26 protein-coding genes are annotated in these 22,596 nt (G+C 62.9%); 15 read left to right on the top strand and 11 right to left on the bottom strand.

Features of this window, described 5'->3' with window-relative positions; all coding sequences use genetic code 11:
- Positions 1–941: 941 nt before the first annotated feature.
- Complete coding sequence (locus L981_RS29730) at positions 942–1,292, bottom strand: helix-turn-helix domain-containing protein (protein ID WP_245281744.1); 351 nt, start codon at positions 1,290–1,292, stop codon at positions 942–944.
- 162 nt (positions 1,293–1,454) lie between these two features.
- Between L981_RS29730 and L981_RS29725 the strand changes: the two genes are divergently transcribed.
- Entirely contained in the window at positions 1,455–2,336 is an 882-nt protein-coding gene (locus tag L981_RS29725; protein ID WP_043625207.1) for an NAD(P)-dependent oxidoreductase, read from the top strand.
- Between the two features lie 137 nt (positions 2,337–2,473).
- Here L981_RS29725 and L981_RS29720 read toward each other — a convergent pair whose 3' ends face one another.
- On the bottom strand, positions 2,474–3,208 hold the full coding sequence (locus L981_RS29720; RefSeq protein WP_043625205.1) for an LssY C-terminal domain-containing protein: 735 nt from the start codon (positions 3,206–3,208) through the stop codon (positions 2,474–2,476).
- A gap of 218 nt (positions 3,209–3,426) precedes the next feature.
- On the bottom strand, positions 3,427–4,014 hold the full coding sequence (locus L981_RS29715; protein WP_043625202.1) for a J domain-containing protein: 588 nt from the start codon (positions 4,012–4,014) through the stop codon (positions 3,427–3,429).
- A 622-nt stretch (positions 4,015–4,636) separates the two neighbouring features.
- Here L981_RS29715 and L981_RS29710 point away from each other — a divergent pair.
- Positions 4,637–4,849: a cold-shock protein gene (locus L981_RS29710; RefSeq protein ID WP_034788487.1), complete on the top strand. Its 213-nt coding sequence runs from the start codon at positions 4,637–4,639 to the stop codon at positions 4,847–4,849.
- A gap of 122 nt (positions 4,850–4,971) precedes the next feature.
- Here the strand turns inward: L981_RS29710 and L981_RS29705 are convergent, their stop codons facing one another.
- Together L981_RS29705 and dusA are read right to left on the bottom strand one after the other, a co-directional pair.
- Positions 4,972–5,289: a hypothetical protein gene (locus L981_RS29705; RefSeq protein ID WP_043625199.1), complete on the bottom strand. Its 318-nt coding sequence runs from the start codon at positions 5,287–5,289 to the stop codon at positions 4,972–4,974.
- A gap of 85 nt (positions 5,290–5,374) precedes the next feature.
- Complete coding sequence (dusA, locus tag L981_RS29700) at positions 5,375–6,472, bottom strand: tRNA dihydrouridine(20/20a) synthase DusA (protein ID WP_043625197.1); 1,098 nt, start codon at positions 6,470–6,472, stop codon at positions 5,375–5,377.
- Positions 6,473–6,855: 383 nt separating this feature from the next.
- Between dusA and L981_RS29695 the strand changes: the two genes are divergently transcribed.
- Positions 6,856–7,611 (top strand): galactosyltransferase Lgt5, encoded by a 756-nt coding sequence (locus tag L981_RS29695; protein ID WP_156134281.1) that lies wholly within the window; start codon positions 6,856–6,858, stop codon positions 7,609–7,611.
- Positions 7,612–7,725: 114 nt separating this feature from the next.
- Here the strand turns inward: L981_RS29695 and L981_RS29690 are convergent, their stop codons facing one another.
- A complete protein-coding gene (locus L981_RS29690) occupies positions 7,726–8,526 on the bottom strand; it encodes a glycosyltransferase family 25 protein (RefSeq protein WP_052202092.1) in 801 nt (266 codons plus the stop codon).
- A gap of 399 nt (positions 8,527–8,925) precedes the next feature.
- Between L981_RS29690 and L981_RS35860 the strand changes: the two genes are divergently transcribed.
- The 7 genes from L981_RS35860 to L981_RS29660 all read left to right on the top strand — a co-directional run bounded on the left by L981_RS35860 (position 8,926) and on the right by L981_RS29660 (position 12,486).
- Positions 8,926–9,048, top strand: coding sequence for a hypothetical protein (locus L981_RS35860; protein WP_256364300.1), 123 nt, complete (start codon positions 8,926–8,928; stop codon positions 9,046–9,048).
- A gap of 188 nt (positions 9,049–9,236) precedes the next feature.
- Complete coding sequence (locus tag L981_RS29685; protein ID WP_043625194.1) at positions 9,237–9,629, top strand: hypothetical protein; 393 nt, start codon at positions 9,237–9,239, stop codon at positions 9,627–9,629.
- A 104-nt stretch (positions 9,630–9,733) separates the two neighbouring features.
- Positions 9,734–9,970: a hypothetical protein gene (locus L981_RS29680; RefSeq protein ID WP_245281743.1), complete on the top strand. Its 237-nt coding sequence runs from the start codon at positions 9,734–9,736 to the stop codon at positions 9,968–9,970.
- A 196-nt stretch (positions 9,971–10,166) separates the two neighbouring features.
- Positions 10,167–10,403, top strand: coding sequence for a DUF982 domain-containing protein (locus L981_RS29675; protein ID WP_082006202.1), 237 nt, complete (start codon positions 10,167–10,169; stop codon positions 10,401–10,403).
- 328 nt (positions 10,404–10,731) lie between these two features.
- Positions 10,732–10,938, top strand: coding sequence for a hypothetical protein (locus tag L981_RS29670; RefSeq protein ID WP_043625188.1), 207 nt, complete (start codon positions 10,732–10,734; stop codon positions 10,936–10,938).
- 255 nt (positions 10,939–11,193) lie between these two features.
- Positions 11,194–11,880 (top strand): fumarylacetoacetate hydrolase family protein, encoded by a 687-nt coding sequence (locus L981_RS29665; RefSeq protein ID WP_043625185.1) that lies wholly within the window; start codon positions 11,194–11,196, stop codon positions 11,878–11,880.
- A gap of 75 nt (positions 11,881–11,955) precedes the next feature.
- A complete protein-coding gene (locus L981_RS29660; RefSeq protein WP_043625182.1) occupies positions 11,956–12,486 on the top strand; it encodes a gamma carbonic anhydrase family protein in 531 nt (176 codons plus the stop codon).
- Positions 12,487–12,536: 50 nt separating this feature from the next.
- Here the strand turns inward: L981_RS29660 and L981_RS29655 are convergent, their stop codons facing one another.
- From L981_RS29655 to L981_RS29645, 3 genes are read right to left on the bottom strand one after another with little or no spacing between them, the layout of a single operon-like run.
- Positions 12,537–12,932, bottom strand: coding sequence for a Fur family transcriptional regulator (locus L981_RS29655; protein WP_043625179.1), 396 nt, complete (start codon positions 12,930–12,932; stop codon positions 12,537–12,539).
- Positions 12,932–13,762 (bottom strand): zinc ABC transporter permease subunit ZnuB, encoded by an 831-nt coding sequence (gene znuB, locus L981_RS29650; RefSeq protein WP_043625176.1) that lies wholly within the window; start codon positions 13,760–13,762, stop codon positions 12,932–12,934. The genes L981_RS29655 and znuB overlap by 1 nt, the downstream gene beginning before the upstream one ends.
- On the bottom strand, positions 13,755–14,660 hold the full coding sequence (locus L981_RS29645) for a metal ABC transporter ATP-binding protein (protein ID WP_043625173.1): 906 nt from the start codon (positions 14,658–14,660) through the stop codon (positions 13,755–13,757). The genes znuB and L981_RS29645 overlap by 8 nt, the downstream gene beginning before the upstream one ends.
- A gap of 185 nt (positions 14,661–14,845) precedes the next feature.
- On the opposite strand from L981_RS29645, the gene znuA reads away from it, so the two are divergent.
- From znuA to L981_RS29630, 3 genes are all read left to right on the top strand, one after another.
- Positions 14,846–15,832: a zinc ABC transporter substrate-binding protein ZnuA gene (gene znuA / locus L981_RS29640; protein WP_043625169.1), complete on the top strand. Its 987-nt coding sequence runs from the start codon at positions 14,846–14,848 to the stop codon at positions 15,830–15,832.
- A 285-nt stretch (positions 15,833–16,117) separates the two neighbouring features.
- Positions 16,118–17,320, top strand: a complete 1,203-nt coding sequence (zigA, locus tag L981_RS29635) for a zinc metallochaperone GTPase ZigA (RefSeq protein ID WP_043625167.1) — start codon at positions 16,118–16,120, stop codon at positions 17,318–17,320.
- A complete protein-coding gene (locus tag L981_RS29630; RefSeq protein WP_043625165.1) occupies positions 17,320–17,532 on the top strand; it encodes a hypothetical protein in 213 nt (70 codons plus the stop codon). Before zigA ends, L981_RS29630 begins: the two co-directional genes overlap by 1 nt.
- Before the next feature lie 35 nt (positions 17,533–17,567).
- On the opposite strand, the gene L981_RS29625 is transcribed toward L981_RS29630, so the two are convergent.
- Positions 17,568–17,969, bottom strand: coding sequence for an RcnB family protein (locus L981_RS29625; protein ID WP_043625162.1), 402 nt, complete (start codon positions 17,967–17,969; stop codon positions 17,568–17,570).
- 124 nt (positions 17,970–18,093) lie between these two features.
- Positions 18,094–19,722: a glycoside hydrolase family 43 protein gene (locus L981_RS29620; RefSeq protein WP_156134280.1), complete on the bottom strand. Its 1,629-nt coding sequence runs from the start codon at positions 19,720–19,722 to the stop codon at positions 18,094–18,096.
- Positions 19,723–20,068: 346 nt separating this feature from the next.
- Here L981_RS29620 and L981_RS29615 point away from each other — a divergent pair, with 346 nt between their 5' ends.
- Together L981_RS29615 and L981_RS29610 are read left to right on the top strand one after the other, a co-directional pair.
- Positions 20,069–20,644, top strand: a complete 576-nt coding sequence (locus L981_RS29615) for a TRAP transporter small permease subunit (protein WP_043625159.1) — start codon at positions 20,069–20,071, stop codon at positions 20,642–20,644.
- A complete protein-coding gene (locus L981_RS29610; RefSeq protein ID WP_043625155.1) occupies positions 20,641–22,485 on the top strand; it encodes a TRAP transporter large permease subunit in 1,845 nt (614 codons plus the stop codon). The genes L981_RS29615 and L981_RS29610 overlap by 4 nt, the downstream gene beginning before the upstream one ends.
- The last annotated feature ends 111 nt before the right edge of the window (positions 22,486–22,596 follow it).

The following is a 22,596-nucleotide window of genomic DNA, read 5'->3' as shown; positions in this document are numbered from 1 at the left end:
GCGAGGTCGTCGAGGATGCGGACGGACTGGTAACCGTCGGCGGACAGCCGCTCCGGCTCTCGCTCGGCAAAAAGCGCCATGTGGTGGTGAAGTAGGCCAGCCGGCGGCGGCGGCCGCGCCGCCGCCGCCCGTTCAGGGGCCCGTCACAGGATTTCAGCCGCGCCTTCGGCGCGAAGGCGGTTGCGGCCAGCGTTGCGGGTGCCGTTTTCCGCCGTGCGGACGCACGGCTGCTGGATCCCTGTGACGCGCACAGGGATGAGGCTGGAGAGGGGCTGTATCCGGCAAGAACCAGGCTCCCACGAGCCCTGTCCAACAAGCGGGCGTCGCATCGTCCCTCCCGCCATGCAGACGCATGGCTGCTGGATCCCTGTGACAAGCACAGGGATGAGGCTGCAGAGGGGCTGTATCCGGCCAGAACCGGACTCCCTCATCCGCGGGGCTGGAACTTGAGACGGAGCGGCGGCGAGATGGCAACCCCGAGAACGTCGAATAACGTCCCCTGGGTCGCCGCGTCCAATGCTCTCCACAACGACACCACCACCCTCATCCGCGGGGCTGGGACCTGAGACAGAGCGGCGGCGAGATTGCAGCTGCGAGAAGTCGGGCAACGTCCCCCGTGTCGGCGCGTACTATGGTCTTCGCAAACACCACAACGACACCACCGCCCTCATTCCTGTGCTTGTCACAGGAATCCAGCCGCGCCGCGTCTGCGGCGCAAAGGAGATCTGCACTCAAGTGCAAGCGCACGAGCGCAGTCGCGCATTTATCCGCCACGCGTATCCGCCGCTGGAAGCAGGGATGAGTAGCGACAGGCTGTGGCTGCCAAGATCGTGGCTGCAATGGTGCGAAATGCCGGCCAAAAGGCTGCAGCGGCCTGCATCGTGGCTTCAACGCCGAGAGAGAGTGTGATGCGCTCGATGGCCACGCTGACGTCGCGGCGGTCAGCCCGCCGCAACCGCCCTCGCCTCGACCTGTCGTGCGTCCTCGCCGAACCTCTCGCCCCATTGGCAGAGGGCCTCCGCAGCGACGTTCAGGGCAGCGCCGCGTTCGGTCAGCGAATAGACCACCTTCGGCGGGATTTCCGCATAGGTGGTGCGGGCAACCAGGCCGTCGGCCTCGAGTTCGCGCAACTGCTGCGCCAGCATCTTTTCGCTGATTTCAGGGATCGCCTGGCGCAGCCGGCCGAAGCGGCGGGCCGCCTTGCCGAGTTCGCAGAGAATATCGACCTTCCACTTGCCCTCGATCGCACGCAGCGCGGTCATGAAACCGCAGTTTTCCATCGCATCCGTCACGTCTTCCTCCCTTACGCCGGGGTAAGCACTTACCCGCGGGTGCGTATTGCGACCCGGTTGTCCCACCTTACGTCTCAGCCGCGACGACAATCCCGTCGTGTCGAACAATCGAAGCGGGATGCGCAGCAGCGCCGACCCGCGCCATGGATATGGAGACTGGACATGCAACCTGCAATCAGTGTTTTGGGAATGGGGCGAATGGGATCGGCACTGGCGCATGCGCTGCTGAAGGCCGGACACCCGACGACGGTATGGAACCGCACGCCGGCAAAGGCGGCGCCGCTCGCCGCTGCCGGAGCCGAGGTGGCGGCCAGTGTCCGCAACGCCGTTGCCGCGTCCGACATCGTCATCGTCAATGTCAGCGACTACCTGGCGACGCAAAGCCTGCTGCGCGACCCCGACGTCACTGGCGCCCTCAAGGGCAAGCTGATCATCGAGCTGACCTCCGGCACGCCAGACGGCGCCCGCGAGGTGCAGGATTGGGCCGGGCGACATGGCATCCGCCACCTCGACGGCGCAATCCTGGCAACGCCCGACTTCATCGGCACCGAAGCGGGCACCCTGCTCATCTCCGGCCCGACCGCAGCGTTTGAGGAAAGCCGCGCGGTGCTCGGCGCGCTCGGCGGCAATGTGCAGCATATCGGCGCTGATCCGGGCCTTGCCAACGCGCTCGACAGCGCGGTGCTCGCCCTGATGTGGGGGGCGCTGTTCGGTGCGCTGCAATCGATCGCCGTCTGCCGCGCCGAGGCGATCGATCTCGAAACGCTTGGCAAACAATGGTCGGCGACGGCGCCTGTCATCGATGGCCTCGTCGCCGACCTGATCAAGCGCAGCGCCGCCGGGCGCTATACGGCCGACGACGACACGCTTTCCTCGGTCTCGCCGCACTATGGCGCCTTCCACCATCTGGTCGAGCTGATGGCCACCCGCGGCATCGACCGGACGATCACCGACGGCTACGAGGCGATCTTCCGCCGTGCCATCGACGCCGGCCACCTGCACGACGATTTTGCATCGTTGTCGCTGTTCATGGGGCGTCCGTAAGGCGTAGGTGACGGGGCGCGCGCGCCGTCAGCTGTGCCGCCCCGCGCCACAATCTTTCAGATTTGCGCTTTAAGCCGTTGGTCCACCGCCGCGTTTCGCGCCTGCCGCCCCCTTGCGCCACGTGCGGCGGTGGGCACTCATTTCGCGGCCTCCGCACCGCCCCCTTCGCCTGCCGGCTTGAGCACTCCGACCAAGGTCTTGCCGTCGGTGAAGTAAGGATCGCCGCCGCCGTTGCGGCCCGATGTGGTGGCGCCGATGCCGGGGATCTCATAGGTCGACGCTACCTGCCCGGCCTTGTCGAGGTCGCCGATGACCAGATTGCGTTCGGCATCGAGATTGGGGCCGATGTGGTGGGTAATCTGGCCGGTATCGTGGCTGAGGCCGACACCGCGGTCGAAGCTGGCCGAACCGAGCCAAAGTGGGCCGTTGCCCTCCACAGGCTTGGTCGTCTGCCAGATGCGCACATGGTTGCGCTGGTCGGCGCTGTGGCCGACCGGCTTCTCGAAGGCCAGGTCCTGCTTGCGCCCCTCATAAAACAGCGGGCTGACGGGCGCGTCGAGATCTGGCCGGTCGAGCACGACGCTGAGGCCGATATCGACCGAGGACCTGAGCGTCACCTTGTCGGCAGCGTCCCATCCGGCCGCGACGAAGGCGCGGATAATCTGCTCCTTGGAGCCGACCAGCCCGACATTGATCGGGTCGCCGGGAATGCCCTGCTCCGTGGACGTGACCATCGGATTGAGCGGAACCCTGCGCCTGGAGTCATGGAAGACCCAGAGTTCCGGAACGAGAAAATAGCTGACCGCGAGATAGGCGGCGAGCATGGTCGCCAGAAGGAGAACGGCTGCACGCATGTGTGAGCGGCGGCTCATGCCACTCTCCTTCGCTCCAGACGATGGCAGAGGTCCCGGCTATCGGGGACAGACGGAGACTATGGCACCGATAGAGGCGACTGCACAGCGGTGCCAAAAAGGCGAACGCTGGCGACATCAAGACCGGCGATCGCGCCGGCCGATAGCCAGGTCTCCGGATCACGGTTGTCGACGTCGTCCCGGCGCGTTTACCAACGGAAGAGTCGAGATGGCGTCGCCTACTCCGCCGCGTGCGCCTTCACCTCCAGCGCCTCAAGTTCATAAGAGTAACCTTCCAGCATTTCATAGGCCTGCTCGATCGTCTTGATCTGCTCGTCGGTGTTCTTGATCGCCTCGGCGATCGAGCGCGAGCGGGCGCGCAGCATCGAGCCGAGCACGTCGGTCTCCGGCCGGCGGCCGAGGCGGTCGAGGTGCTTGCGCACGCGGGCGCGGTGGCGTTCGAGCTCGAGGATGTGGAAGCGGCTCTTGACGATATCGTCCGAAAGCTTGCGCCGCATGGCGGCGACGGGATCGAAGCTGCCGGGCTCGCGCTCGTCGAGGATGAACTCGTTGACCAGCGTTTCCAGCATCATCAAGCCCTTGAGATCGCGTGCGTCTGCCAGCTGCGGATCGTAGCCGGTGTCGTCATAGACCTTGCGACGGACAGGATCCTTGAGCAGCTCATAGGCCACCTGCAGCCGAGCAAACTGTTCGGGATCGCCGCCGGAATCCGGATGCGCGGATTTCGCCGCCTTGCGATAGGCGTTGCGGATTGCCTGATTGTCGGCGTCGCGTTCCAGTCCAAGCAGTTCGTAAGGGTCGATCACGCTGTCCCTCTCCGTATGTCACTCCCACCGCCGGCCAAAGCCGTCGGCGCATTCTTCAGGCACGTCACGCCATCCCGCTTTGCGCGGCCGGCAGGGCATCGCTAAGCCATTGCCGGCCAAGACGGAACCAACCTTCGGTAAAACCTGCGCGTTATCCTGGGGATGCGCAAGTCTTATAGCGAGGTGCAAGCCCACCAACGGCAGTCCACCCCAAGACGCGAACGCCCGTTGGCGGCGCGCACGTTCGGTCGCGGTCGGGACGAAATTGTGTCCGCAAACCGGCCGTCCCCGATTTTTCTCCCGGCCCGGAAAGCGACGATCGAGAACCGGCCAAAGCCCTGCAAAGACAGAGGCCGGACGGCTTCCCGCGGCGCACAAGGCGCTTGCCTTTTTCTACAAATCCTGTCACTTCTTCCGCCGTTCGGGCGATTTCTATCCCGGAGACTGGACTTTCAACTGCGCCCGGCCTTGTGTCGGGACTGCCGGCAGCGGCACCGTAGACGTCTTTTCCCCGATATCGTGACCACTCGACGCCTTTCCGCTTGCAAGCGGAAGACGAGATGCCCACATCCCCCAGGGGGCGCGGGCAACGCAAATTGACTGAAGGAAAAGGACTTCTTCCATGGCCACCAAGGGCATCGTAAAATTCTTCAACCAGGACAAGGGCTTCGGCTTCATCACGCCGGATGGCGGCGCGAAGGACGTGTTCGTACACATCTCCGCCGTTCAGGCCGCTGGCCTCGCTACCCTCAAGGATGGCCAGCAGGTCACCTTCGACACCGAGCCGGATCGCATGGGCAAGGGCCCGAAGGCCGTCAACATCCAGGCTGCCTAAGCCGGATCGTCCAGTCGGACATTCATTTGGAAACGGCGCTCCGCAAGGGGCGCCGTTTTCATTTGGGGAGTTCCCCGCCGACGCCAGCTTCCCGGCCGAGCTGCCTGCAACGGCATACCCGGTTACGGTTGCGGCCATTCGCAGCTGCCGGTTCTCGCGCGCTCCGGAAACAGCTCGTCATAGGCCGGGCACCAGATGCCGAGGGCCGCGACTTCGATTTCGCCCGCTTCCTCGAAGTAATCCTCGATCGCAACGCCCGCGCAGCGGATCGGCACATCGCCAAGTCTCACGGTGAAGTCGCTGTTCTCATTGGCCATGTCACGATGATATGCGCCGGTTGGAAAAAACTCTCCGTAGGCGACAGCCATTGATCGGTCGCCATGCTCGAACACCGTGTGTCCGACAAGCTGATCGCCAAGGTAGACTTCAAACCGTCGCATTCGTAACACCTTAAACAGAACGACAAACAACTACGGGAGTGGTGCCCGTTCCGCGGGGCGGTCGCGGCGCAGTCGTTGGCCTACCCTACTCCGCCGCCTGCTTTGCCGCCGTCGCCTCGAACACCGCCTCGAACGCCGCGTGGATCACGTCCGGACCCGCGCCCTGGCGGGTCGCATCGGAAGACAGGATCTGGCGATAGCGTCGAGCGCCCGCCCAGCCCTGGAACAGGCCGACCATGTGACGCGTCACATGGATCAGGCGCCCGCCGCTGGCGATATGCGCAGCGGCGTAGTCCGCCATGGCGTCACGGACGCCGGCCCAGAAATCGAGATCGAGGCGATGGCCGCGCTCCGAGAAGGTGGCGCCGTTTTCAACGATGGGCTCCGCCCCGGTCAGCGGATGCGGGAAATGGCGATCCGCCGCCGTCAGCATGGCACTGTCGTGATAGGCGGCGCGGCCAAGCATGACGCCGTCCAAATGCTGAAGCTGTTCAAGCGCCTGATCAAGGGTCTGAAGACCACCGTTGATACCGATGAAAATATTGGGGTTTTCCTGCTTCAAACGATGCACGAGACCATAATCGAGTGGCGGGATCTCGCGGTTCTCCCTGGGGCTCAGGCCCTGCAACCAAGCCTTGCGGGCATGCACCCAGACGGCATCCGTGCCGGCATCGACCACCTGCGCCACGAGCGTGCGCAGCGCCACTTCCGGATCCTGGTCGTCGACGCCGATCCGGCACTTGACCGTGACCGGGATTTTTACCGCCGCCTTCATCGCCGCAACGCAGGCAGCCACCGTCGCCGGCTCCTGCATCAGGCAGGCGCCAAACGTGCCGGATTGCACCCGATCCGACGGGCAGCCGACATTCATGTTGATCTCGTCGTAGCCGAAGGCTTCGGCGATCCGTGCCGCCTCCGCCATCTTCGCCGGATCATTGCCGCCGAGCTGCAGCGCGACGGGATGCTCCGATCCGTCAAAGCCGAGCAGCCTCTGCCGGTCCCCCCGCAGGATCGCCTCAGCGACGATCATCTCCGTATAGAGCAGCGCATGCCGCGACAGCTGCCGCGCGAAAAAGCGATAATGCCTGTCCGTCCAGTCGATCATGGGTGCAACGGCAAAGACAGGTCCCCTGAAGTACCTGCACCCACCCACGCTCTCAACCGTTTGCGCTGTCTTCATCATCTCTTGTCAGCTCTTGCTTGAGCCCTGCTCTGACCGCCGTCGCTGGGCGATTGCTACATTGTAGCAAGTGGTCCGGGGCTTGTCGTAAATCCATGGGCAGCATCGTCAGGCCAATGCGCCCCAATGGGCCGGGGTCATATACCGCGTGGATCCGCAGAATGCGAGAGGGCAAACAGTCCAAGGTTAGAAGACGTGGCAGACCGGACAGAGTTGAAGGCCCCGACCGCTCTCACCAGCGTGCTCGACTGACATCTGAGGCCGAGCGGTCTTGTCGGGCGCACCAAGGCGCAGACGCGAGAATGACGGCAGGCTCGAACGTCTCTAACTCGTTTACAAACCACAATTTTTGTTTAGTTAGAGCTGACCGTCGCAATGAGGGATTGATGTCGAATATTGTCAACACAGTTTGGATCGGCAAGCAGCTCGGCCCTGTTCATGCCGCTTGTTTGCGATCCTTTTTACGCAATGGTTATGATGTGGTGCTGCATTCGTTTGGAATGCCAGAAGATGCACCTGTAGGCGTAAGATTATTTGATGCAAGCAAGCTGATGGCTTTGCAGGAGGTCGACGTTTTTCGAAAAGCCAAGATGTTGGCTCTTGCGTCGGACATCTATCGCTATCGCATTCAACGCGAGGGTATGGGGCTCTATGCCGACTGCGATGTGTATTGCCTGAAGCCCCTGGACGAAGATGATTACATTTTCGGATGGGAAAGCTCCAAGTTGATCGGCAGCGCCGTTCTGAAGATTCCGCCTCAAAGCCGCTTGCTACAAGAGCTTCTGGAGGCAGCCGAGGACCTTCATTTCATTCCGCCATGGCTGCCTCGCCGCAAGAGAAACAAGATGGGGCTGCGGAAAAAGCTCGGTTTTCCGGTGCATGTCGCAGACCAGGCTTGGGGCGTCATTGGTCCCCAACTCTTGACGCACCACGTGCGTGAGATGAACCTGACGAACCACGCGTCCAGCATAGATGCCTTCTACAATCTGCATTTCGAATGCACGGGCCTGCTGTACGAACCTGGGCTTTCCGTTCGCGACCTGGCGACCAGCCGATCGTCCTTCCTTCATCTCTGCAACTCCCGCCTGAAGCCAAGTGGCGTTCCGGCCGGCAGTCCGATGCATGAAATTCTGAATGCGTGATCTTGGATGACGTCAAAAAGGCCGGGTATGAGTGAGATCGCTCTGCCCGCCTTTCGGCCGCAGAAACCGCAGCGCAGATGAGTGATCACGCCGCCAACGTGGACAGCGCCAGGCTTAGCCGAACGGCACGGCCGTCCAGCGGTAGCGAATGCTGCGAAAAAGGAACGGCGGCAGGGCCGCTAGCTGCAAGGACAGGCGCTTGCACTCGCGCCAGAGCTTCTGGTGTATCCCGAGCTTTGGCTTCACGCGGACCGTCGCGGCGGCCGGCTTGCGGATCGTGCTTCCGTGCGCGGGGTCGGCGCTGTCGAGCAGCATGCCCTGGATGCAGACGGCCGGATAGAGCTGATGGATGCGGCATTCCTCCGGCCGCGGCACCTCGTCGTCGAACATGAAATGATCGACGGGGCATGGAAACGCGGCCTCCGAGAGCTCGAGCAGTCTCTTTGCATAGTCCCGAGAGATCACATAGCCGCCCGTGCCGACATGGCATCCTCGCAACGCGTGGATCGAGCGCCCGGCATCGGCGAGCACACGGGCGCGACTGAGAAACACCTTCTGCCGGAAGGTTTCGATCTTCAGCAGCCCCACTTCGGCCGGTATCCAATTCGACGACGACAGCACATGGGTGGCGCTCGGCGAAAAGAAGACATCGTCCTCGATCACCGCGCCATAGGCATCGCTCCCTTCCGCAATGATGGCCCAGCACGTCCGATGGCTCATGAAGCAGGCGATCTCCGCCTTGTTCATCCTCTTCCACTGCTTCGACGCCGGCTGCATCGCCAGAACGGCGTCATCGAGCTCTCGCCCATCGACGGCAGCGACGCGCTCGAAATTCAGGCCGAGGGTGGAAAACTGGCTACCGATATGGATCAGGCGCTCAGGGGAACGGTCGAGATTGATCACCAGGCAGCGCATGGATACCCCTGCTTCCTTCCATCTTGGCGTGTGTGGGTCGAAGGCGCACGCCGCATGGCGTGCCGCACGCGCCCGGACACCGGAACTCCGAAAAAACGCTCCGAAATCAACGGCAGGGTGACCGAACGCATCATCGGGATTCGTACAACTGCGCGACGAGCTATCACGGATCGCCCAGCGTCACAACGATCAGCCCTGCGGCGACAAGCTGCTGCGCGACAACGACGTCTGCAAGCTCCTCGCAATACGGGGCTGACGGGACTACCAGCCGGGTTCCGTCAAAGTGCCCCCCAAAGGGGGAGCGCCGCGCCGGCGCGCGACCATTCGGGCATGGTTTCCATTTTGTTAAGCAAAATCACCGATTGTGCCGCATCGACTGGATCGTCATCGGAGCGAAACATGAGCTACGATTGGAGCGGCGCACGGCGCCGGCGGACAATAGCGACCGTCATCGGCGCCGCATTTCTGCTGCTGGCACTGGCGGCCACGGTGGCAGCATCGGTTGGCACGAGCCTTTTCTGAGCGACGGGCACTTTTTTTGCGGCTTTGAACGACAGAGGACGAGCGTATGATCGCCAACGGAGGGAAGGCAGATGATCGGCCCGCCTCGCCCGCTCCGTTCCACCCCCCACGGGCTTGACGGCGCCCGCGGACAGGACTAGGGCAGCGTTCCTGTATCGTTACCGGTCACAGGAATAAGGACGGACGGCATGAAACGCGCGATCGCGGCACTTCTCACGCTTCTCTTGGCCGGGTGCCAATCGATGGAGTTGGAGGCGCCGGAAGTCGCGAAGCCTCGGCCGACCGCTCCGTCCGTCCCGACGCTCTCGGGCGATGCGCTCCAGGCCTTCCTCGTCGGCAAGACGCTGCGGTACAATCTCAACGGCGTCAACTCCACCTTCTTCCCCGACGGCCGCTACGGTTATCGCGACTACGAGGTGCGCGACGGCGGCACCTACACGATATCAGGCGACGAGGTCTGCATCACTTTCGAGGATGGCGGCCGTCGCTGCGACCAGTATGCGCAGATCGGTTCCGACTATTACCGGATCGAGGAAGGCGGCCGCCGCACCAAGGTCGACCGCGTCGTCCCGGCAGCCTGACTCGAGGACAACGGGCGCCTGTGTAACCCCTCATTCCCGAGGGGTTCAATTCGCCGGCCTTCTGCCATAGTGCGCGCGGGAATGCGACCTTGTGGGAGGGACGGGTGGCCCCATTGCGAGCGACTCAATGCCTGGCGCTGTCGAAGATCGACATGGCGAGGCTGCAGCGTGTCTTCGACGCGCTTTGCATCGAGCAGGGCTGGGCACGCGACGGGGAGCCGGCGCGGCGCCATGCCAGGATGCTGATCGACGACTATCTCGCGGGCAATACGAGCGAGGGGCGACTGCTCATTGCCGGTCGCGCATTTGCCGAAAGATTGCAGCGCGATATGCCCCGATAACGCCACCAGCGACATTCGCACGACATGGCTTCGCCACCGCCGCTGGCAGCCGGCCCTGCCATAGCCGAAAAGCTGCTTACAAAAACAAACTCCTGCGCTACATTAGCAAGATCGACTGTCGGCGCTCTCGAGAGGAGCCAGACGCAGGCGGTCGCAAATGCCGATGTTCATTGAGATGATCTCGAGGAGGAGACGCATGCAATTAGTCTGGAAACAGCCGATCGAACTCGACTTCGTTAGCGGCGACTGCCGCACCGTCAAAGGCCCCTCAGACGCCCTCGCCTGCCTTGCAGACCACTGGCCTCGCCGCGGACCATTCTATGTCGCCGCTCGCAGTGCCTGCCGTGCCGCCATCGACGGCCGTCGCACCGCCGAGGAAGCCCGATCGCTGTTCATCTCGGCCGCCGAAGAAGCCGAGCTGCATACGCACTGACGCGCCAGCCGGCGCAGAATGGAAGATGCCGCCGTCAAGGTGGCGAGCGCTTGTCATCGGGCAAGCGGAACAATGACTTTTTGATTGAAAAACCACGGCATCTGATGGCCGATTACGATTGTTCAAGCTCCGGGCATTCGCCCGACAAACGCATCATTTCAGCACATTACTGCCCAATCTCGGGTGATTTTTCCAGAAATGGCCCGATTTCTGTCGTGAAGCATTCATTTCTTTCTACTATATTCTGAGGTGCCTCACAAAAACCCATTTCGGAGCGCCTTAGTCCCCGCAAGGGAATTCAAGAAAAACGATATACGGGAGAGAACATATGAGCGAGAGCAATCTCTATCGCATCGTTGAAGTCACCGTGAAGCGTGAAGGTGGCCGTCGTGATCTCGGCATCATGACCGTGCGCCAGGCCCTTGAGCTTCCCCAGGTCCCCAGCCTCGAATACAGCCATCCCGAACTCAATTCGCGTTCGGACGGTCGGTTCCTGACCCGCGACCAGCTTCAGGCCTACGCGCAGTGCGCCTGACTTTGCCGATGATGGCATCCTTGCGGATGCCGTGATCGCGCGCGCCCGGCCGGGCGCGCATCAACCAAAATCTTCTTCCTCAATCCTTGTTCCTAATTTTTCTGCAGATCGATTCCGATTCGCGGATTTATGCAGTAACGTCCGGATTCTCTCTCGCCTCGCTGGAACCGAAATCGGGCAACAGCGAGCGCACAACACACGCGCGGCGCTCTTCCTGTCGGTTGCGATTAGGCGGACGCCCAAGACCGGACGATCATGGAAACAATCATCCCCCCACCGCTTCCCGTGCTGCTGCCGATTTCCGGCAGCCTCGTCGGCTTTCCGGTCCGCCGGGTCTATTGCGTCGGCCGCAACTATGCCGCCCATGCCATCGAGATGGGCCACGACCCGGACCGCGAGCCGCCGTTCTTCTTCCAAAAAAATCCGGACAATCTGCTCGCCGCCGGCAACACCTTCCCCTACCCGCCATTGACCACCGACGTTCATCACGAGGTCGAACTGGTCGTGGTGCTGAAGCGTGGCGGCAGCGACATCGCCGTCGAAGACGCGCTCGATTGCGTCTACGGCTATGCCGTCGGCATCGATTTCACCCGCCGCGACCTGCAGGCGGAAGCGAAGAAGGCCGGCAAGCCCTGGGCCGCCGCCAAGGCGTTCGAGCATTCCGCCCCGCTCTCGGCGATCGCATCCGCCGAAACGATCGGCCATCCGGTCAACGGCAATATCTGGCTGAAGGTCAACGGCGATTTGCGCCAGCAGGGCGATCTCGACCAGATGATCTGGAAAGTGCCGGAGATCATCGCCGAACTCTCCAAGCTCTTCACACTGGCTCCCGGCGACGTCATCATGACCGGCACGCCCTCTGGCGTCGGCCCAGTCGCGCGCGGCGACGAGGTCACCTGCGGCGTCGATGGCGTTGCAGCACTCGCCGTCAGCGTCGTCTGACCGGCTCACTTCCGGCAGGCGGTCCGCCGCCTGCCGCCCGGCCGCAATCGGCCATGTAGCGAAAGGACAGAATGGATGCCGCTCTACGCCCTTGGATCACTGCGCCCACAGACGCCGCCGAAGGGTAGCTATTGGGTGGCCCCGGACGCCAATGTCGTCGGCCAGGTCGAGATCGGCGACGAGGTCGGCATCTGGTTCGGCGTGACCTTGCGCGGCGACAACGAACCCATCCGGCTCGGCGCGCGCACCAACATCCAGGAAAACGTCGTCATCCATGTCGATCCCGGTTTCCCGGTGACGATCGGCGAAGGCTGCACCATCGGGCATGGCGCCATCATCCATGGCTGCACCATCGGCGAGAATTCGTTGATCGGCATGGGCGCAACCGTGCTCAACGGCGCCAGGATCGGCCGCAACTGCCTGGTCGGCGCCAATGCGCTGGTCACCGAAGGCAAGGAGTTCCCGGATAATTCGCTGATCGTCGGCGCGCCGGCCAAGGCGATCCGCACGCTGGACGAGGCGGCGGTGGAAGGCTTGAAGCGCTCGGCGGCGCATTACGTCAAGAACTGGCGGCGCTACGCCGCCGATCTCACGCGGCTGGACTGAGCGCCAAACACCTCAAGGTAAGCTTTCCACAGGCCCTGAAGGAGTTGCCCTTACGCGCAGCTCTGGCAGTGGCCGCGAATCTCGATCGTCGTCTTTTCGGTCTTGAAGTGCTGCGCCCGCGTTAGCGTCGAAAGCCGCTGCTCGATTGCCTCGTCATGAAATTCGGTCACCTGGCCACAGCCTTCGCAGATGGTGAAGGCCGTGACGCCATGGTCGTGTTCGTGATCGTGCGGGCAGGTGCAGGCAACGAAGGCATTGATGCTCTCCAGCCGATGCACGAGACCGTATTCGAGCAGCTTGTCGAGCGCCCGATAGACCTGCAGCGGCGCGCGAAATCCATGATCGCGCAGCTTGTCGAGGATGGTATAGGCGCTCATCGGCCCTTCGGAGTGGCTGAGCGCATCCATCACCAGCGTCTGGTTCTTGGTCAGTTGCGGCGTAGCCATTAGTGGTGCCCTCCAGGCGTGGAATGATGCGCCGCCTCGATCGGGCGGCGGCCGATCGGTAGCAGACTCAGAACGAAAAGCCCAACCGCGGCAACGACGATAGACGGTCCCGACGGCGTATCCCAGTGCAGCGAGCCGAAAAGCCCGCCGGTGACGGCGAGCGCGCCGATGACCGAGGCGAGTACCGCCATGACTTCCGGCGAAGTCGAGAAGCGTCGTGCTGTTGCTGCCGGGATGATCAGCAGCGAGGTGATGAGCAGGATGCCGACGATCTTCATGGCGATCGCAATCACCAGCGCCATCAACAGCATGAAAAAGAGCCGCGTGCGCTCCGGCTTCAGCCCCTCGGCTTCCGCCAGTTCCGGATTGACGGTCGAAGCCAGGAGCGGCCGCCAGAGATAGACGATCGCAAAGATCACCAGAATGCCGCCGCCCCAGATGATGTCGATATCGGATTCGGAGACCGCGAGAATATCGCCGAAGAGGAAGCCGACGAGATCGATGCGCACCCAGGTCATGAAGGCGACGATGACGAGGCCGAAGGACAGTGCCGAGTGCGAGAGGATGCCGAGCAGCGCATCGGTCGACAGCGCCCCGCGCCGCTGCAGAAAGAGCAGCAGCACCGAGACGACGGCCGCAACGATGAAAACGCTGAGCATCAGATTGAGTTCGAGCAGCAGCGACAGCGCCACGCCCAGCAGCGCCGAATGGGCCATGGTGTCGCCGAAATAGGCCATGCGCCGCCAGATGACGAAGCAGCCGAGCGGCCCGGCCATGACGGCAATGCCGACGCCGGCGATCAGCGCGCGCACGAAGAAATCGTCAAGCATCGCGCTTCTCCTTCACGTCATAGCCATGCAGTCGTGAATGGTGGCCGCAGCCGCAATCCTCGCCGTGGTCGTGCACATTTTCCTCGTCGTCGTGGTGATGGCCGTCGCCAGGATAGCAATGTTCGGTGATCGAACCGTCCGCATGCAGCACCCGGCCGTCGGGCAGATGGGTGTGGTCGTGGTGGTGGCTGTAGACCGCAAGCGTGTTGGCCGCCCGCCTGCCGAAGAGTTTCTGGTATTCCGGGCTCTGGCTGACGGCCTGTGGCGTCCCGCGGCAGCAGACATGGCCGTTGAGGCAGACGACCGTGTCGGTCTCGGCCATGACGATGTGCAGATCATGCGAGATCAGGAGAATGCCGCAGCCGGTGCGATTGCGGATCTGCTTGATCAGTTCGTAAAGCGCGATCTCGCCGCTGAAATCGACCCCCTGCACCGGCTCGTCGAGCACGAGCAGGTCGGGCTTGCGGGCAATGGCGCGGGCGAGCAGTGCCCGCTGGAACTCGCCGCCTGAGAGATGCTGCACCTCGGCTTTCGCCAGATGCAGCACGCCGGTCGCCGACAGCGCCTCTTCGATCTCCCGCCCCTTCAAAGGACCAGTCAGCGTCATCAGCCGCTCGACCGTCAGGGGCAGCGTCCAGTCGACAGCGAGCTTCTGCGGCACGTAGCCGACCTTGAGGCCCGGCTTGCGCTCGACATAGCCTTCGTCCGGCTTCAAAACGCCGATCGCCGTCTTTGCCGTCGTCGACTTGCCCGAGCCGTTCGGACCGATCAGCGTGACGATCTCGCCCGGGCTGATCGAGAACTCGACGCCGCGCACCAGCCAGCGGCCGTTGCGGCGCACGCCGGCATTGCTGAGATTGACCAGCGGCAGCGTATCTGGGGAGCGGACATTCAACATGAAAAAATTCCGGTTTGCATGGTTGCCACTGGCTATCGCACACGTTATAGCATAACGCAATTGATGTAATAACATTACATGACGACTTCAAGGTCATCAACGGCCTGCTGAAGCGAGAGATTTGCATGCCCGACAGTACCTCTGGCCGATGCGGACAGGGGCGTCAATCAAGCCCGGAGAACCCGATGAAATCGACATCCGCCCTGCTCTTTGCCTCCACCATGCTTCTTGCGGCACCCGCCGCAGCGGACAGCCCCAATGTGGTGGTTTCGATCAAGCCGATCCACTCCCTCGTCGCTTCGATCATGCAGGGCGTCGGCGAGCCGTCGCTGATCGTCGAGGGCGCGGCCTCCCCGCACACCTACAACATGAAGCCCTCGAACGCCTCTGCCCTGCAGGCAGCGAAGGTCGTCTTCTGGGTCGGTCCCGGCCTGGAAGCCTTCCTCGACAAGCCACTCGACGCATTAACAAGCGGCGCAACGGTGGTGGAACTCAGCGAAGCCCCAGGCATCGAGAAGCTGAAGTTCCGCGAAGGCGGTGCGTTCGAGGCGCATGACCATGGCGACGAAGGCCATGGTGAGGAAGGCCACAAGCATGCCGAGGGCGAAGCCGGGCACGATCATGGGCATGACCAGGATCACGGCCACGGCGACACCGACCTGCACATGTGGCTCGATCCCATGAATGCCAAGGCGATGGCGGCCGCGATCGAAAAGACGCTCACCGAGGCCGATCCCGACAATGCCGGCGCCTACAAGGCCAATCTGGACGCGCTGAACAAGCGCCTGGACGCACTCGACGCCAAGCTCACGGAGACGGTGGCACCGATCAAGGACAAGCCCTTCGTCGTCTTCCACGACGCCTATCAGTATTTCGAGCACCGCTACAAGGTGCGCGTCGCCGGCTCGATCACCGTTAGCCCCGAGGTGCTGCCAGGTGCGGAGCGGCTGTCCCAGATCCACGCCAAGATCAAGGAACTGGGCGCGACCTGCGTCTTCGCCGAGCCGCAGTTCGAGCCGAAGCTGATCAATGTGGTGATCGAGGGAACGCCGGCAAAATCCGGAACACTGGACCCGGAAGCCGGTACGCTGGAGGCCGGCCCGGATCTCTATTTCCAGATGATGGAAGGGATCGGCACCTCGCTGAAGACCTGCCTCACCTCGGCAAGCTGACCCGTCCTCCCAAGACGGTATCGTTGGGCGTTCGCGTGGCTCGATTATGGGGGCGCCCACCCCTCTCCTTACCTTCGGGCTTGATCCGTCATCCGCGGGCTCGACCCGAGGATGACGAGCCTGGCGGCGACCGGGAATACAGAAACGTCAAGCGAAGACCTGCCTAGGCGACAACCGAGGCATGCCGCGGCTTGAAGCCGGTTTCACACACGGATCTGGCGAGCAATATCGCTCGCCTTTTTTACCGATAGCAATTGTAACGATATAACATACAGGAACCAATCGATGGAAAAGCTCCCCGTCACCGTTCTCTCCGGCTTCCTTGGCGCCGGCAAGACGACGCTGCTCAACCACGTGCTTTCCAACCGCGACGGCTTGCGCGTCGCCGTCATCGTCAACGACATGAGCGAGGTCAATATCGACGCAGCTCTGGTGCGTGACGGCGGCGCCGGTCTGTCGCGCACGGAGGAGCAATTGGTGGAAATGACCAATGGCTGCATCTGTTGCACGCTGCGCGACGATCTCCTGAAGGAGGTGCGCAACCTCGCGGAACAGAATCGCTTCGACTATCTGCTGATCGAATCGAGCGGCATTTCCGAGCCCCTGCCCGTCGCCACCACCTTCGATTTTCGCGACGAGGACGGCGAAAGCCTGGCCGATGTCGCCCGCCTCGACACGATGGTGACCGTCGTCGACGCGGCAAATCTTCTCGCCGACTATTCTTCGCTCGATTTCCTCGCCGATCGCGGCGAAACGGCGGGCGAAGGCGATACACGCACCCTCGTCGACCTCCTGGTCGAGCAGATCGAGTTCGCCGATGTGGTCGTCTTGAACAAGGTCGGCACTGCCACGCCCGAGCAGGTGGATGCCGCCCGCAAGATCATCGTCGGGCTCAACCCCGATGCGCGGCTGATCGAAACCGATTTCGGCAAGGTGAACCTGCGCGAGGTCCTTGGAACCGGTCGCTTCGACCTCGCCAAGGCCGAAGAACATCCGCTCTGGTACAAGGAACTGCACGGTTTCAAGGATCATATCCCGGAGACCGAGGAATACGGCATCCGCTCCTTCGTCTATCGCGCCCGCCGTCCGCTCGATCCCATGCGCTTCCAGGCTTTTCTCAACCGCACCTGGCCGGGCGTGCTTCGCGCCAAGGGCTTCTTCTGGCTGGCGACCCGACCGCATTATGTCGGCGAGATCAGCCAAGCCGGCCCGCTCGTTCGCACCGGCAAGATGGGGCTCTGGTGGTCGGCCGTGCCACAGGAGCAATGGCCGCGCGAACCCGGCTTCCTGAAGGCGGTCGCTCCCTACCTGGACCCGGTCTGGGGTGATCGTCGCCAGGAGATCGTCTTCATCGGCGCCGACCCGATGGACGAGGCGGCACTTCGCGCCGAACTCGATGCCTGCCTGATCGCCGACGAGCGCTTTCGTCCGGAACGGTGGCGCGATCTTGCCGACCCCTTCGCCAGCTGGTCGCCACGGGCCGCCTGATGGCCGATGCCGCACGCGCACCGCGCCGACCGCGCTACATCTGCATGGCGCTCAACGCCGCCGGGCGGCCGGTGCCGATGTTCGATCCGTTTCTGGGCGATGAGCCGGCGGACGAGGACGCGCCGGAAGCGGCAGGCGCCATCGAACTGCTGCTGTTTGGCGACCGGCAAAACCCACGCACCGGTCACCGAAAAGGCGAAGGGGCGGCGTGAAAACGCCGCCCCTTCGCTGAACCCGGTTGGTGTTATCAGCGTGCTGCCGCCAGGCCGACGATGACGCCGGTCGCCAGGCTGATCAACAGGAAGTCGTCGCCGGACCGCACCCACTGCTGGCCGCGCGGCGGCTGGCGAAGCTTGTAGTAACGGTAGTCACGCACTTGCGCCATGTGGCGACGCTCGGCCGGCGACAGGCGATGGCCGCGCGCCCAGCGCTCCTTCTTCTTGACGATCACCCGCTTTTCGATCGTGACGTGCTTGTCAACGTGACGATCCACGCGGCGGTCCATGTGACGATCGTAGTCGCGATCGACGGGTCGACGCGAACGATCATAGTTCTGCGCCACCTCGAAGGATCCTGCCGGCTGGGCAAGGGCTGCGACCGGCGTAATCAGAACGGAGCTGGCGACGAGCGCGATCAGGAGACGTTTCATTCGGGTGTCCTTTCGTTGTCTGCACCCGAAAATTAGTCCCCGCTTCCTGAACCGAATATGAAACTCTACATTACAAATGCGTAATGATATCCATCACTTATTCCGTATTTCTAATGTTTGGAGATCAACCTGCCGCAAGACTGACGTAACGGAATCGGTCGAAATCGGCAGCCTTGCCAGCGCCTGACGTGTCGAAGGCGAACAGGCCGGCGAAGGCCCCGGTGAAGGATCCATGCTCGCCGCGGCCGCCCTCGTCCGAGACCACGCCCGCGTCGAGAACCGGGCCGATCGGCTGCCATTCCGCTGTGCCGCTCACCCGCCAGAAGAACTGCAGGTCGTTGTCGCGGACCTCCATCGCAAGCTCGAGCGGACCATCGGGAACGGCGATGCCACCGCCGACGGGAAACTCCAGCCGCGCATGCGGAAAATCGCCGGGGCACGAGAGGATCGTCAGCGTCCGTCCCAGCGTCTCGTGCCAGGTGACGCCGAGCGCATGAAACTTGTGGCGGTTGTAGTAATGCGTCAGGCCTGCCACCTGTTGATAGGTTTCTGCCGTGAAATCGACTGTCGTTTCGGCGCGGAAGGAATGATGTTCCTGCCGCCGCGCCACGAGCGCCTGCTCGAACCAGCTGCCGATGCTTTCGCGACCGATGAGACGCAGATGGCCCGGACGCCGGTCGAGCGAGAAGATGCGCTCCGGCTGCGGCGTGCGCAGCCATTGGAAGTCGATCGGCAGCACGCCGTCGTCGAACTCCGTCTCCACGACGACGGGAGCCACCACCTGCTCCACCGGTCCCGGCGCCGGCACCAGCACCTCCGGTACCGGTCCGCCATTTTCCAGATAGAGCCAGCCATCCGCGCGCCAGACGCATTTCTGCAGCGCCGTCTCGCGGCCGAGCGGAGAGCGACGCTGCGGCGCAAGCGGCCTGCCGGTCAGATGGGTGTGATAGGCCTGCCCGTCGGGCGTCTCGATGTACTGGCCGTGGCCGGCGCGCTGCAACGGCGCTTCGGGGTGATCCTTCGACGTGATCAGGTAGATGTCCGGATGCATTTCATAGGGACCGTCGATCGTGCGTGAGCGCGCCATGGTGACGGCATGGTCGTAGCCGGTGCCGCCTTCGGCCGTCGTCAGATAGTACCAGCCGTTCTTCTTGAAGAGATGCGGCCCCTCGACGAGGCCGAGCGGTGAGCCGGCAAAGATGTTCTTGACCGGGCCGACGAGCCGGCGTGTTCGCTCGTCCCACTCCTGCAGCAGGATGCCGTCGAAGGCCGGATGTTTCGGCGAGCCGCCGAAACTCATCGTGCGGTGGTTCCACTGCATGTTGAGGAACCACTTGCGGCCGTCGTCATCGTGAAACAACGACGGATCGAAGCCGGAGGAGTTGACATAGACCGGATCCGACCAGGTCGCCTCGATCGTCTCCGCCGTGACGATGTAGTTGTGCGCGTCCTTGAAGTTGCCGTCGAAGCGCTTGACGTCGGTATAGACCAGCCAGAACAGGCCGTCGTCATAAGAAAGGCACGGCGCCCAGACCCCGCAGCTGTCAGGATTGCCGCGCATGTCGAGCTGGCTTGCGCGCTCCAGCGGCCGGCGGACGAGCTTCCAGTTCACGAGGTCGCGCGAATGGTGGATCTGCACGCCCGGATACCATTCGAATGTAGAGGTGGCGATGTAGTAATCGTCGCCAACGCGGCAGATCGATGGGTCCGGGTTGAACCCTTTAAGGATCGGGTTTCGGATCATGGCGGTCATGTCTAGGCGTCCTCCGTTGGCGGCGCCATCCGACCCCAAAAATCATACAAATTCAAGCCTGCAACGTTACAGTAAAGCACTCTCCCCGCTGTTTGCGACCAGCTATCCACATCGATTCGGGACTGCGATCTGCCCCTAGAGATGGCTGGCGATCGTCATGTACCGGCACCGGCCGGTTGGATTGCACAAACAATGAGCAGAGCGCCGAAACGGCCTATTCTACTTTAGTCGGAAGCGGCCCAACTACACGGGAAAATCGTGGCCCGGACTTGAACGCGCGCTTGAAATCGGCACTCTTGCTGTGCTTGGCACAAGAACCATAAGAGCCATCGCGGGGAGGAAATCGATGAGAGCTTTGCTCGGCTTCAGCCGACTTATAGACACGATCACGGAATTTATCGGAAAGAGCGTTTCATGGCTGATCCTGGCCGCTGTTCTCGTCAGCGCCGGCAATGCCATCATCCGCAAGATCTTCAACATGTCGTCGAATGCCTGGCTCGAGGCGCAATGGTATCTGTTCGGCGCCGCCTTCATGTTTGCGGCCGCTTATACGCTGAGCCAGAACGAGCACATCCGCATCGACGTGGTCTACGGCCAGTTCTCGCGCCGCGTTCAGCACTGGATCGACCTTCTTGGGCACCTCCTCTTCCTGATGCCCTTCGTGCTGCTCGTGCTCTATTACCTCTTCCCCTATGTGAAGATGTCCTATGTCTCTGGCGAAGTCTCCTCGTCGGCCGGCGGTCTGATCATCTGGCCAGCCAAGGCCATCCTGCTCTTCGGCTTTCTGCTTCTGGCGTTCCAGGGGGTGTCGGAGATCATCAAGAAAATCGCGATCATGACCGGAAACATGGACGACCCGACACCCTATGTGCCGACCCATGCGCCGCTTGACGATGTCGTGTCTCCGGAGACCCGTCCATGATCGAATTCATCGCTGAAAACCTGGCGCCGATCATGTTCGTGTCGCTGATCGTGTTCCTGCTCTTGGGATACCCGGTCGCCTTCTCGCTTGCAGCCAACGGCTTGCTGTTCTTCATCATCGGCGTCGAACTCGCGCCCCTGTCGGACTCGATCAACCTCTCCTGGCCCTTGCTCAATGCATTGCCCGACCGGTTCTGGGGGGTGATGTCGAACGACACATTGCTTGCCATCCCCTTCTTTACCTTCATGGGGATCGTGCTCGAGAAATCGGGCATGGCGGAAGACCTGCTCGACACCATCGGCCAGCTCTTCGGTCCGATTCGCGGCGGTCTCGCCTATGCGGTCATCTTCGTAGGCGCGCTGCTTGCCGCCACCACCGGCGTTGTTGCCGCCTCGGTCATCGCCATGGGCCTGATCTCGCTGCCGATCATGCTGCGCTACGGCTATGACCGGAAGGTTGCCTCGGGCGTCATCGCCGCCTCGGGCACGCTTGCCCAGATCATTCCACCGTCGCTGGTGCTGATCGTTCTTGCCGACCAACTCGGCCGCTCGGTCGGCGACATGTACGCCGGCGCGCTGATCCCGGGCCTGGTGCTGACCGGCCTCTACATGGGCTACATCCTGTTGATGACCTTCATCAGGCGCGACTCCATGCCGGCGCTGCCGCTGGAAGCCCGCACGCTCGGTTCCGGCGTCACCTCGCTGATCATCGCCCTCATCGTCGCCGGCGCCTTTGCCTATGCGGCGCACGTCTACCTCTATCCGACCCACGGCGAGAACGCCGACATCCTCGGCGCAACCGTGGGCGTCGCTTTCATCTACGTCGTCGCCCTGCTGGATCGTGGTCTCAAGATCAATGCGATGTCGCGCCTTGCCCAGCAGGTCATCATCGTGCTGATCCCGCCGCTGGCGCTGATCTTCCTCGTGCTCGGCACCATCTTCCTCGGCATCGCCACGCCGACCGAAGGCGGCGCCATGGGTGCCGTCGGCGCACTGATCATGGCGGCGGCCAAGGGCCGGCTCAACATGGACGTGGTGCGCGGCGCACTGACGGCCACCACCCGTCTCTCGGCCTTCGTGCTGTTCATCCTCATCGGTGCGCGCGTCTTCTCGCTCACCTTCTATGGCGTCAACGGCCACATCTGGGTCGAACACCTGCTGACGGCGATGCCGGGCGGCGAGACGGGCTTCCTGATTGCCGTCAACCTGCTCGTCTTCTTCCTGGCGTTCTTCCTCGACTTCTTCGAGCTCGCCTTCATTATCGTGCCGCTGCTTGCGCCCGCTGCCGACAAGCTCGGCATCGACCTGATCTGGTTCGGCGTTCTGCTCGGCATCAACATGCAGACGAGCTTCATGCACCCGCCCTTCGGCTTCGCGCTCTTCTACCTGCGCTCGGTCGCGGCCAAGGTGCCTTATCTGGACAAGATTACCGGCAAGAACATCCAGCCGGTCACGACCGGCCAGATCTACTGGGGTGCCGTGCCCTTCGTCGGGATCCAGATCCTGATGGTGGCGCTGACGATCATGTTCCCGCAGATGGTCATGCACTACAAGGGGACGGGGGCCGTGGTCGATCCGAACACGATCAAGATCGAGGTGCCCGGCTTTGCCCCCGGCGGCGGCCTCACCTTGCCGGACAATGGCGGCGGCCTCGGCCTTCCCGGCGGCCTGCAGCTTCCAGGCGGCAGCCCGCTCGACCAGAAGCCGGCCGATCAGGACGGCGCCCAGCCGCAGACCGCTCCGTCGAACGACCTCAGCCAGCCGCCGTCGTTTGGCAGCCCGGGTGCCCAGCCGCAAACCGCCCCTTCAAACGACCTCAGCCAGCCGCCGTCGTTCAAGTAGACGGCAGGCGGACGGAAAACACGAAGGGCGGCCCATCGGCCGCCCTTTTTCCGTGGAACACCATAACTCGTCGTCACCGGAAAGACACGGGCACAAGCCAAGATCTCCCTC

The organism is Ensifer sp. ZNC0028 (assembly GCF_000799055.1).
Classification (GTDB): domain Bacteria; phylum Pseudomonadota; class Alphaproteobacteria; order Rhizobiales; family Rhizobiaceae; genus Ensifer.
The sequence above is the reverse complement of the archived record's forward strand: the minus strand, read 5'-3'. Positions and strand labels throughout refer to the sequence as shown.